We start from the raw sequence: 12,010 nt of genomic DNA on the forward strand, positions 1-12,010 counted from the left end.
AGGATCCTAGGCGCGGAAGTGCCGTTCGAGCCCCTGCCAGACGTCGTCGTAGGCGGGCTGGAGGTGGTCCGCGGCGGCGGCCTGCGCGGTGGCGGTGATCGGCCAGCGGGTCTCGAACATGAAGGCCAGCCCGTCGTCGATCTTCTGCGGCTTGAGCTCGGCGGCGCTGGCCCGGTCGAAGGTCTCCCGGTCCGGGCCGTGGGCGGACATCATGTTGTGCAGCGAGCCGCCGCCCGGCACGAAGCCCTCGGCCTTGGCGTCGTAGGCGCCCTCGATCAGGCCCATGTACTCGCTCATCACGTTGCGGTGGAAGTACGGCGGGCGGAAGGTGTCCTCGCCGACCAGCCAGCGCGGGGCGAAGACCACGAAGTCGACGCCGGCCAGGCCCGGGGTGTCGGTGGGCGAGGTCAGCACCGTGAAGATCGACGGGTCGGGGTGGTCGTAGCTGATGCTGCCCAGCACGTTGAAGCGGCGCAGGTCGTAGACGTACGGGGTGTGGGTGCCGTGCCAGGCCACCACGTCCAGCGGGGAGTGGTCGTAGGTGGCCGTCCAGAGGTTGCCGCAGAACTTGTTGACGACCTCGGTCGGCCGCTCGACGTCCTCGTACGCGGCGACCGGGGCGCGGAAGTCCCGGGCCGCGGCGAGGCCGTTGGCGCCGATCGGGCCGAGGTTCGGCAGCTCGAAGGGCTGGCCGTAGTTCTCGCAGACGTAGCCGCGGGCGGGCCCGGCCTCGGTGTCGAGGAGTTCCACGCGGAAGCGGACTCCGCGGGGGATCAGCGCCACCTCGCCGGGGCCGGCGGACATCACGCCGAGCTCGGTGCGGAGCAGCAGGCCGCCGCGCTCGGGGACGATCAGCATCTCGCCGTCGGAGTTGCCGAAGACCCGGTCGGTCATGGAGGAGTCGGCGGCGTAGAGGTGGACGGCCATGCCCGTGCGCTGGGTGGCGTCGCCGTTGCCGCCGAGCGTCCACAGGCCGGCCAGGAAGTCGGTGCCGGGGGCCGGGTCGGGCAGCGGGTTCCAGCGCAGCCGGTTGGGGTCCGGGACGGTCTCGGTGAAGGGGGCCGTCCGCAGGTTGCCGTTGTCGGTCCGGGTGTACGGGGGGTGCGCGGCGGAGGGGCGGATCCGGTAGAGCCACGACCGGCGGTTGTGGGTCCGCGGCTCGGTGAACGCGCTGCCGCTGAGCTGCTCGGCGTAGAGGCCGAGGGGCGCCCGCTGGGGGGAGTTGCGGCCGTGGGGGAGGGCGCCGGGGACGGCCTCCGAGCTGTGCTCGTTGCCGAAGCCGGTCAGGTAGACCAGCCCCTCCGCCGTCTTCCTGGCCTGCTCGCTGCCGCCGCTCATCGCGCTGCTCCCACTCCGTCGAAGGAATCCTATGGTCGACAGTAGGATTCGCGGCCCGCCGCGTCAACGGCCGGTGCCGGCGGCGGGGCCGGAAAAGGGCCCGCGCGGGGGGATCCCAAAAGATGAACATTGCTCTACTCTCTCGCGCATGTCGTGGACCCGCAGGTTCCCTGCCGTTCCGGGGGCGCTCCTCGCCGCCCTCCTCGCCCTGGTCGCACTCCTCGCCGCCGCACCCGCCGCCCGCGCGCACGAAGAGCGGCCCGTCACCTTCCCCGACGGCTCCGGCTCCGTGCCGCGCTACCGTGCGGCGGAGCCCGACCTGATCGTCTGCAAGACCGACCGGGCCGCGTTCGAGAAACGGATATCCGGCTTCCCCGAACAGCTGCGGCAGCGCAACCTCGACCTGTTCGCGCGCTGCGAGCGCAGCGGGTTCCGGCACCTCCAGGAGGCCGTCGACAAGGTCGACCGGCCCGGCATGAACATCGCGGTGCTGCCCGGGCTCTACGAGGAGGAGCCCTCCCTGCCCGAACCGACCGGCGAGTGCGCCTCCCTCAAGGCCCCCACCTCGTCGTTCGGCTACCAGATCCTCAGCTACGAGCAGCAGGTCCGCTGCCCCCACAACCAGAACCTGGTCGCCGTCCTCGGCAAGACCGACCTGCAGATCGAGGGCACCGGGGCCTCCCGCCTGGACGTGGTCATCGACAGCAAGTACCGCAAGCTCAACGGGATCCGGGCCGACCGGTCCGACGGCGTCTACTTCCGCAACTTCACCGCCCAGCGCACCACCTTCAACTCGCTGTACGTGCTGGCCGCCGACGGGTTCGTCATCGACGACGTGCTGACCCGGTGGAACGACGAGTACGGCTTCCTCACCTTCGCCAGCGACCACGGCCTCTACAAGAACTGCGAGTCCTACGGCAACGGGGACTCCGGCATCTACCCGGGCAGCGCCTCGAACATCAACGACGGCCGGGGCTACGACGTCCCCCGCTACTCCATCGAGATCACCGGCTGCCGCAGCCACCACAACATGGTCGGCTACTCCGGCACGGCCGGGGACTCCGTCTGGGTCCACGACAACGAGTTCGACCACAACATGGGCGGCGCCTCCATGGACAGCGCCTTCCCCGGCCACCCCGGACTGCCGCAGAACCACGCCAAGTTCGAGCGGAACCTGATCCACGACAACAACCAGGACTACTACCGGTACGTCGCCGACGGCACCTGCGCCAAGGACCCCGTCGACCGCGGCTACGAGGAGGGCGTGGTCTGCCCGCAGATCTCCATGCCCCCCGGCACCGGCATCATCACCGCGGGCGGCAACTGGAACATCTACGAGGACAACTGGGTGTACGGCCACCAGCGCGCCGCCTTCTTCCTCAGCGCCGTACCGGCCTTCATCCGCGGCGAGTCCGCCTGGTCCAAGCAGGCCGACACCTCCCACCGCAACCGGTACGCCGGCAACGTCCTCGGCCGCGACAAGGCCGGCAACCCCCGGCCCAACGGCATGGACGTGTGGTGGGACGGCCAGGGCAAGGGCAACTGCTGGCAGGACGGCCCCGACGGCTCCACTCCCGGCGCCCCGCCCCGGTGCGGCGGGGAGCGCGGCGAGGTGAGCGGCTCCTCCGCCCGCCTCGTCGGCGAACCGGTGAAGCTGGCCCAGCTGATGGTCTGCGCCGACTACAACGTGCAGGCCCGGCGCCTCCCGGCCGGCTGCGACTGGTACGGGGCGAGCGGACTGGAGCGGGTGGAGACCCAGGCGGCACTCGCCGTGGCCTGCGTGCTGCTGCTGGTGGGCGGGATCCTGTGGTGGCGCAGGCTGCGCGGCACCCGGACGGGCACGGTCGCCTCGCTGCTGGGCCTCGCGGGACTGGCCCTGGACGTGGCGGGCTCCACCACGGGCCTGACCGCGACCGCCGTCCCGGCCCTGGCCCTGCTGCTGCTCGGCCTGTGGTGGACCGGCGCGGGCCTGGCGCTCCGGCCCGACCGCCCCTGGTTCGCCCGCCTCACCCTCCTGCTGGGCGCGCTCACCCTGCTCGACGCCTTCGACAAGGCCGTGCTGATGATCCCCTGGATCCCCCTCGGCCCCGCCTGGATACGCGGGATCGTCGCCGTGGTCTGGGTGCTGTGGGCGGTGATCGCATCCGCCCGCCCCGGCCCGGGCACCGTTCCCTCCGGCGACGCCCCCGGCGGCGACCCGGCGGGCGACCGCGAGCCGGTCCCGGCGGGCGGAACCCCGTCGGCCGGCGCCCGGGAGGGAGCGGCATGAGCGGCATGAGTGGCCTGAGCCGCCCCCGGCCCGCGGCCCGCCGCCGCGCCGCGGCGCTGCTCACCCTCGCCGTGCTCCTGGCCGGCGGCACGGCGGCGGGCTGCGGCGGCCGTCCCACCACCCACCACAAGCCGGGCACCACGCACCACCAGGCCTCCGGCAGCACCGGCACCCTGCTGGAGGCCAAGGACGCCGCCGGCCACCGCTACCGGGAGGTCCCGGCGGCCGGCGCCCCCGAGGTCACCCTCACCGTCCGCCCCGACTCCGAGGACGGCTGGAACCTCGAGCTCGCCGTGCGGAACTTCCGCTTCACCCCCGGCAGCACCGGCGGCGCCGCCCTCCCCGGCGCCGGCCACGCCCACCTGGAGCTGGACGGCCGCAAACTGGCCCGGCTGTACGGACCCTGGTACCACCTGCCGGCCGCGCAGGTACCCCATGGCGCCGCGCGCACCCTGACCGTCCGCCTCTACGCGGACGACCACACCGCCTGGGCGGTCGCCGGCAAGCCCGTCCAGGCCACCGCGCAGCTCACCCCCGGCGCCCCGTCCGGCCACACCCACGGCCACGGGCAGGATCCCGGCCCGGGCCGCTCGACCGCCCCGGCACCGGCCGGCGGCACCGCCGACGCGGACGCCGACCGGACCGTGACCATCGCCGTCCGCGACGGCAAGGTCAGCCCCCCGCCCGGCCGCACCGAGCTCAAGCGCGGCGAGCGGGTGGCCCTGCGCGTCACCAGCGACCGCACCGACACCCTGCACGTCCACGGTTACGACAAGGAGCTCCCCCTGCCCCCGGGCCAGGAGGTCACCCTGCTGCTCACCGCGGACCGCACCGGTCTCTTCGAGGTCGAGACCCACGAGTCCGGCCTGGTCCTCACCCAGCTCCTGGTCCGATGACCCGGCCGCCCTCGCTCCCGTCCCTCGCCCACGGCGTGGGATCCACCCACGACCTGCCCATCTCTCCCTTCTACGCGTTCGCCGGCGCCTTCACCGCCCTGTTCGTCTCCTTCCTCGCGCTCGGCCTGCTGTGGTCCTCCTCCCGTTTCCGCGGCGACCGTTCCGGCCGTCCGCTGCCCGCCGCCCTCCAACGTTCCGCCGACGCCCCCGCCACGCGCACCGCCCTGCGCGGGCTGGGCCTCGCCGCCGCCCTGTTCGTCCTGCTGCACCTCCTCCTCGGTCCCGACGACCCCGAACGCAACCCCGCGCCCGGCGCCGTCTACGTACTCCTCTGGGTCGGCCTGGTCCCGGCCTCCCTGCTGCTCGGCCCCGTCTGGCGCCTCCTCAACCCGCTCCGCTCCGTGCACCTCCTCCTGTGCCGGCTCTTCCGCCGGCAGCCCGACCGCCCGGTCCCCGCCCGCCTGGGGACCCGGCCCGCCGCCGTCGGGCTGCTCGGCTTCACCTGGCTCGAACTCGTCGCGCCCGATCCCGCATCGACCACCACCCTCCTGATCGCCCTCGCCGTCCACACGGCCGTCCAACTGCTGTTCGCCGCCCGCCACGGCGAGCGCTGGTTCGACCACGGCGACCCCTTCGAGGCGTACTCCGCCCTCCTGGCCCGCCTCTCCCCACTCGGCCGCCGGGACGACGGCCGCCTGGTCCTCCGCAACCCCCTGCACGGACTCGACGCCACACCCGAGCGCCCCGGCCTCGTCGCCACCGTCTGCGTCCTGCTCGGCTCCACCGCCTACGACGGCTTCTCCGACACCCCCTACTGGATCAACACCGTCCAGACCTCCCCCCTCGGCCGCACCCCCACGGCCACCCTCGGACTCCTGGGCGCCGTCGCCGCCGTCGCCGCCCTCTACTGCCTGTGCGCCGCGGCCACCCGCCTGGTGTCCGGCCCGCTGCCCGGGCCCCTCACCGCCTTCGCGCACTCACTCCTGCCGATCGCGCTCGGCTATCTCACGGCCCACTACTTCTCCCTCCTCGTAACCGAAGGACCACGTACCGTAATCATGGCACTGGGCACTGACAACGCCTCCTCGCCCGCCCCACCCCTGGGTCCGGGCGGCCTCGCCGCCCTCCAGGTCACCGCCGTCGTCGCCGGCCACGTCCTCGGCGTCGTCGCGGCCCACGACCGCTCCGTCCGGCTCTTCCCGCCCGACCGGGCCGTCGCCGGACAGCTGCCCCTGCTCGGGCTCATGATCGTCTACACCGTCGGCGGAATAGGCCTCCTGCTGAATTGATCCACTTCCCGGAGCGGCATGATGGACCCCGTGCCACCAGTTCCCCCCGCCCGTACCCTCCGCCGCGCCCCCATCCAGCAGCGCAGTGCCGACCGCCTCGCCCGGATCCTCGACGCCTGCGCCGAGGTCCTCGACGAGACCGGCTACGAGAACCTCAGTACCCGCGCCGTCGCCCTGCGGGCCGGCGTGCCCATCGGGTCCGTCTACCGCTTCTTCGACAACAAACGGGCCATGGCCGACGCCCTCGCCCACCGCAACCTCGACCGCTACGCCGAGGGCGTCGCCGAGCGCCTCGCCGTACTCCCGGCCACGGACTGGCGGCCCGTCGTGGACGCGGTGCTCGACGAGTACCTGTCCATGAAGCGCAGCGTCCCCGGCTTCGTCCTGGTCGACTTCGGTGTGCCCGCCCCGCCCACCGGCGACCCCGAAGTGGACCCCAACCACCTCGTCGCCGCCCGCCTGACCGAACTGCTCTGCGGCCACCTCCGCCGGGTGCCCGACGCGCCCCTGCGACGCGCGGTCCTCGTCGCCGTCGAGGCCACCGACGCGCTCATACAGCTGGCCTTCCGGGTGTCCCCGACCGGAGACCCGGACATCCTGGACGAAACCCGCGCCATGATGCACGCCTACCTCGCCCGCGTCCTCGACTGAGCCTCCCGCCCGGTCGGGGCGGACGGGCCGGACCAGCGCCGGCAGCGGAGAACGGGCCGAGGGGCAGGGGCAACGGGCAAGGGGCGGGGAAGTGGGGAGCAGGGGCCGGGGAACCCTGGCCGGGAGCGCGGGCCGCGCAGGACCCTCCCCGCCGTGCCTACCGGTCGGTATGCTCGGGGCGCGTCCACGCCCGCGCGCCGCAGCCTGCCGCCCAGGAGGGCCCATGCCCAGCGATACCCGAGCCCCTCGCACCGCCCCGCGCATCTGCCCCCTCTGCGAAGCCACCTGCGGACTCGTCCTCACCCTCGACGGCACCACCGTCACCGGAGCCCGCGGCGACCGCGACGACGTCTTCAGCCGCGGCTTCGTCTGCCCCAAGGGGGCGGCGTTCGGCGACCTCGACAGCGACCCCGACCGACTGCGGACCCCGCTCGTCCGGCGTGCCGGCCGCCTGGTGGAAGCCACCTGGGAGGAGGCGTTCGCGGCCGTGGCCGAAGCCGTCCCGTCGCTGGTCCGCCAGTACGGGCCCCAGGCCGTCGGCGTGGTGCTGGGCAACCCCAACGTGCACACCATGGCCGGCGCCCTCTACCCGCCGCTGCTCCTCAAGGCCCTCGGCACCCGCAACCTCTTCACCGCCTCCACCCTCGACCAGATGCCCAAGCACGTCTCCAGCGGGCTGCTCTTCGGGGACCCCTTCGCCATCCCCGTCCCCGACCTCGACCGCACCGACTTCCTGCTGCTCCTCGGCGCCAACCCGGTCGAGTCCAACGGCTCGCTGTGCACCGCCCCCGACTTCCCCGGCCGCCTCAAGGCGCTGCGCGCCCGGGGCGGGACCCTCGTGGTGGCCGACCCCCGCCGCACCCGCACCGCGCGCCTCGCCGACCAGCACCTCGCCCTGCGCCCCGGCAGCGACGCCCTGCTGCTGGCCGCCCTCGCCCACACCCTGCTCGCCGAGAAGCTCGCCGCGCCCGGCCCCCTCGTCGCCCACCTCGCCACCGACCTCGGGGAACTCGCCGAAGCCCTCGCCCGTTTCACCCCCGAGGAGGTCGCCCCCGCCTGCGACCTCCCCGCCGAGGAGATCCGCGCGCTGGCCCGCCGGCTCGCCGCCGCCCCCACCGCCGCCGTCTACGGCCGGATGGGCAGCTGCACGGTCGCCTTCGGAACCCTCACCAGCTGGCTCGTCGACGTCCTCAACATCCTCACCGGCAACCTCGACCGCCCCGGCGGCGCGCTCTTCCCGCTCTCCGCCACCGGGCCCGCGCCCCGCCCCGCCGGGCCCGGCAAGGGGTTCTCCCTCGGCCGGTGGGCCAGCCGGGTCTCCGGGCACCCCGAGGCCAAGGGCGAACTGCCGCTCGCCGCCCTGGCCGAGGAGATCGACACCCCGGGCGAGGGCCGGATCAGGGCGGTGATCTCCATCGCCGCCAACCCCGTCCTGTCCGCGCCCGACGGACACCGCCTCGACGCGGCCCTGGCCGGCCTGGACTTCATGGTCTCCGTCGACCCCTACCTCAACGAGACGTCCCGGCACGCCCACGTCGTCCTGCCCCCTCCGCCGCCCTCGCAGAGCGCCCACTTCGACTTCGCCTTCAACGGATTCGCCATCCGCAACCAGGTCCGGTACACCCCCGCCCCGGTCGCACTGGAGCCCGGGCGGATGGACGAATGCGAGATCCAGGCACGCCTCGTCCTCGCCGTCTCCGGAACGCACGGCACCGCGGGCCCCGAAGCCGTGGACGACCTGGCCGTCCGGGCCGGCCTGGCCAGGGCCGTGGCCGACCCGCACTCCCCGCTGCACGGCGCCGACCCGGACCGCCTCGCCGAGTGCCTCACCGGCGACACCGGCCCCGAGCGCAGACTGGACCTCATGCTGCGGCTCGGCCCGTACGGGGACCGGTTCGGGCACGCCCCGGCCGCGGACGGGCTCACGCTGGAGCGGCTGCGCGCCCACCCGAACGGCATCGACCTCGGCCCGCTGCGCCCCCGGCTCCCCGGCGTGCTGAGGACCCGCAGCGGCGGGATCGAGCTGCTGCCCGACCCCATCGCGGCCGAACTCCCCAGGCTGGGCGCGGCGCTGACGGAACACCCCGCCGCCCTGGTGCTCGTCGGCCGCAGGCACCTGCGGTCCAACAACAGCTGGTTGCACAACGTCCCGGCCCTCACCGGAGGTTCCAACCGCTGCACCCTGCACGTCCACCCCGCCGACGCGGCCCGGCTGGGCCTGGCCGACGGCGCGTCCGCCCGGATCAGCGCCGAGGGCGGCGCGCTGGAAGTCCCGGTGGAGATCACCGACAGCGTGCGCGCCGGCGTCGTCAGCCTCCCGCACGGCTGGGGCCACGACCGGCCCGGAACCAGGATGTCCACCGCAGCCGCCCGGCCCGGAGCCAACGTCAACCAGCTGCTCGACGGCAGCCGGCTGGACCCGCTGTCCGGCACCGCGGTGCTCAACGGCTTCCCCGTGGAGGTGTCGCCCGTACCGCCGCTCCGCCCCGCACCGTCAGCCTCGCCCATGTGTTGACCTGGGGTTTTGCTCGTATTGCTCACGGCTGGACGTCTTGTTGGCGTAAAGACGAGGGCTCTACCGTCCCTGCATGCTGACCTTCCTCGGCTTCGCCATGATCGCGACCTTCCTGGTGCTGATCATGATGAAGAAAATGTCGCCCATCGCGGCCCTCGTCATCATCCCCGCGCTCTTCTGCGTCTTCGCCGGGCAGGGCGCGCAGCTCGGCGACTACGTCATCGAGGGCGTCGGCAAACTCGCGCCGACCGCCGCCATGCTGATGTTCGCCATCGTCTACTTCGGCGTGATGATCGACGTCGGCCTGTTCGACCCGATCGTCCGGGGCATCCTGCGGTTCTGCAAGGCGGACCCGGTCCGGATCGTCGTGGGCACCGCGGTGCTCGCCGCCGTCGTCTCGCTCGACGGCGACGGCTCAACCACCTTCATGATCACCGTCTCGGCCATGTACCCGCTCTACAAACGGCTCGGCCTGAGCCTGGTGGTCCTGACCGGTGTGGCCGCCACCGCCAACGGCGTCATGAACACCCTGCCCTGGGGAGGCCCCACGGCCCGCGCCGCCACCGCGCTCGAGCTCGACGCCGCCGACATCTTCGTCCCGATGATCCCGGCCCTCGCGGTCGGCCTGGTCTTCGTCTTCGTCCTCGCCTACGTCCTCGGGCTGCGCGAGCGCCGCCGGATCGGCACGCTGGCCCTGCCCGCCGCCGAGGAGCGCACGGAGACCCTGGTCACCTCCGGCGCCGCTGCCGGCGGCCCCACCACCACGGGACCGGCCGCCTCCGCCACCGGAGCGGCCGGCGGCACGGGCACCGACGACCACCCCGCTGACGCCCCCGCCCACTTCCCCGCCGACGTCACCGCCGCGCACGCCGGCGGCTTCCAGGGCCTGGACCCCCACCGGGACACCCTGCGACCCCGCCTGTACTGGTTCAACGCCGGCCTCACCCTCGCCCTGCTCACCGCGATGATCCTGGAGCTGCTGCCGATCCCGGTGCTGTTCCTGCTCGGTGCCGCCCTCGCGCTCACCGTCAACTTCCCCCGGATGCCCGACCAGAAGGCGCGCATCGCAGCCCACGCCGAAAACGTCCTGAACGTCGCCGGCATGGTCTTCGCCGCCGCCGTCTTCACCGGGGTCCTCACCGGCACCGGCATGGTCAAGCACATGGCCGACTGGCTCGTCGGCGCCGTCCCCGAGGGCATGGGCCCGCACATGGCCCTGGTCACCGGTCTCCTCAGCCTGCCCCTGACCTACTTCATGTCCAACGACGGCTTCTACTTCGGCGTCCTCCCCGTCCTCGCCGAGGCCGGTGCCGCCCACGGCGTCGGACCGCTGGAGATCGCCCGCGCCTCCCTGGTCGGCCAGGCCCTCCACATGTCCAGCCCGCTGGTCCCCGCCGTGTACGTACTGGTCGGCATGGCCAAGGTGGAGTTCGGCGACCACACCCGCTTCACCGTGAAGTGGGCCGCCCTCACCTCCCTGGTCGTCCTCGCCGCAGGGATGCTTTTCGGCATCATCTGAGTCCCGCGCGCAGAAAACTACCGGTGCTCGTTTGTAGGGTGTGCGCGAGGCCAGGACACAGGCACACCAGCACGGGAGGAACGCGATGAAGCCCCACGACGGCATGTACATCGGCGGAGAGTGGCGGGCCGCCGTCGGACGCGAGCGGATCGAGGTCCTCAACCCGGCCGACGAGCAGGTCCTGGGCGGCGTGCCCGCCGGCACCGCCGAGGACGTGGACGCGGCCGTACGCGCGGCCCGCGCGGCCTTCCCCGGCTGGGCCGCCACCCCGCCCGCCGAGCGCGCGGCGCGGATCGCCGCCGTCCGGGACGTGCTCGTGGCGCGCAGGAGCGAGTTCGCCGAGCTGATCACGGCCGAGCTCGGCTCCCCGCTCGGCTTCTCCGGGATGGTCCACGTCGGGGCCCCGATCGCGGTGTCCTCCTCCTTCGCCGAACTGGCGGCCGGTTACGCCTTCGAGGAGCGCATCGGGAACTCCACCGTGCTCCTCGAGCCGGTCGGCGTGGTCGGGGCCATCACGCCCTGGAACTACCCGCTGCACCAGATCGTTGCCAAGGTGGCACCCGCTCTCGCGGCGGGCTGCACGGTCGTCCTCAAGCCCGCCGAGGACACCCCGCTGACCGCGCAGCTTTTCGCCGAGGCCGTGGACGAGGCCGGCGTACCGGCCGGCGTCTTCAACCTGGTCACCGGCACCGGCCCGGTCGCCGGTCAGGCGCTGGCCACCCACCCGGACGTCGACCTCGTCTCCTTCACCGGCTCCACCGCCGTCGGCCGCCTCGTCGGCGCCGCTGCCGGCGGCGCGGTGAAGCGCGTGGCGCTGGAACTGGGCGGCAAATCGGCCAATGTCATCCTGCCCGGGGCCGACCTCGCCAAGGCCGTCGCCACCGGCGTCGGCCACGTCATGAACAACACCGGCCAGAGCTGCAACGCCCTCAGTCGCATGCTGGTGCACCGCGACCGGTACGAGGAGGCCGTCGCCCTCGCCGCCGAGACCGTCGCCAAGTACCCCGTCGGCGACCCCAAGGACCCGGCCACCCGCCTGGGCCCGGTCGTCAACGCCAAGCAGCGGGACCGGGTGCGCGCCTACATCGACAAGGGCATCGAGGAGGGCGCCCGGCTCGTCGTGGGCGGCCCCGAAGCGCCCCGCGAGCAGGGCTGGTTCGTCGCGCCCACCGTCTTCGCCGACGTCACCCCCGAGATGACCATCGCCCAGGAGGAGATCTTCGGGCCGGTCGTCGCGATCCTGCCGTACGACGACGAGGAGGACGCCCTCCGGATCGCCAACGGCACCGCGTACGGCCTCGGCGGCGCCGTGTGGGCCGCGGACGACGCGACCGCGGTGGCGTTCGCGCGCCGCATGGACACCGGCCAGGTGGACATCAACGGCGGCCGCTTCAACCCGCTCGCCCCCTTCGGCGGCTACAAGCAGTCCGGCGTCGGCCGGGAACTGGGCCCGCACGGCCTGGCCGAGTACCTCCACACCAAGTCCCTGCAGTTCTGACCGCCCCCGACGCCGCACCAGCAGACGGAGAAACC

General features: G+C 73.5%; 8 protein-coding genes. 7 read left to right on the forward strand and 1 reads right to left on the reverse strand.

Annotated features, from left to right (window positions below):
* Positions 1-6: 6 nt before the first annotated feature.
* Entirely contained in the window at positions 7-1,338 is a 1,332-nt protein-coding gene (gene hmgA, locus ACFY61_RS16305) for a homogentisate 1,2-dioxygenase (protein WP_389472261.1), read from the reverse strand.
* Between the two features lie 148 nt (positions 1,339-1,486).
* Between hmgA and ACFY61_RS16310 the strand changes: the two genes are divergently transcribed.
* From ACFY61_RS16310 to ACFY61_RS16340, 7 genes are all read left to right on the forward strand, one after another.
* Positions 1,487-3,607 (forward strand): right-handed parallel beta-helix repeat-containing protein, encoded by a 2,121-nt coding sequence (locus ACFY61_RS16310; RefSeq protein ID WP_389472264.1) that lies wholly within the window; start codon positions 1,487-1,489, stop codon positions 3,605-3,607.
* 5 nt (positions 3,608-3,612) lie between these two features.
* A complete protein-coding gene (locus tag ACFY61_RS16315; protein ID WP_389472725.1) occupies positions 3,613-4,503 on the forward strand; it encodes a hypothetical protein in 891 nt (296 codons plus the stop codon).
* Positions 4,500-5,792: a hypothetical protein gene (locus ACFY61_RS16320; protein ID WP_389472266.1), complete on the forward strand. Its 1,293-nt coding sequence runs from the start codon at positions 4,500-4,502 to the stop codon at positions 5,790-5,792. The genes ACFY61_RS16315 and ACFY61_RS16320 overlap by 4 nt, the downstream gene beginning before the upstream one ends.
* A gap of 21 nt (positions 5,793-5,813) precedes the next feature.
* Positions 5,814-6,443, forward strand: coding sequence for a TetR family transcriptional regulator (locus tag ACFY61_RS16325; RefSeq protein WP_389472728.1), 630 nt, complete (start codon positions 5,814-5,816; stop codon positions 6,441-6,443).
* Between the two features lie 223 nt (positions 6,444-6,666).
* Positions 6,667-8,958 carry a molybdopterin oxidoreductase family protein gene (locus tag ACFY61_RS16330; protein ID WP_389472269.1) on the forward strand — a complete coding sequence of 764 codons (2,292 nt, stop codon included), beginning with the start codon at positions 6,667-6,669 and terminating at the stop codon, positions 8,956-8,958.
* Positions 8,959-9,031: 73 nt separating this feature from the next.
* Positions 9,032-10,477 carry a CitMHS family transporter gene (locus ACFY61_RS16335; protein WP_389472272.1) on the forward strand — a complete coding sequence of 482 codons (1,446 nt, stop codon included), beginning with the start codon at positions 9,032-9,034 and terminating at the stop codon, positions 10,475-10,477.
* 85 nt (positions 10,478-10,562) lie between these two features.
* Positions 10,563-11,975, forward strand: a complete 1,413-nt coding sequence (locus tag ACFY61_RS16340) for an aldehyde dehydrogenase family protein (protein ID WP_389472274.1) — start codon at positions 10,563-10,565, stop codon at positions 11,973-11,975.
* The last annotated feature ends 35 nt before the right edge of the window (positions 11,976-12,010 follow it).

Origin of the sequence: Streptomyces sp. NPDC012888 (assembly GCF_042900645.1) — a bacterium.
Lineage (GTDB): Bacteria > Actinomycetota > Actinomycetes > Streptomycetales > Streptomycetaceae > Streptomyces.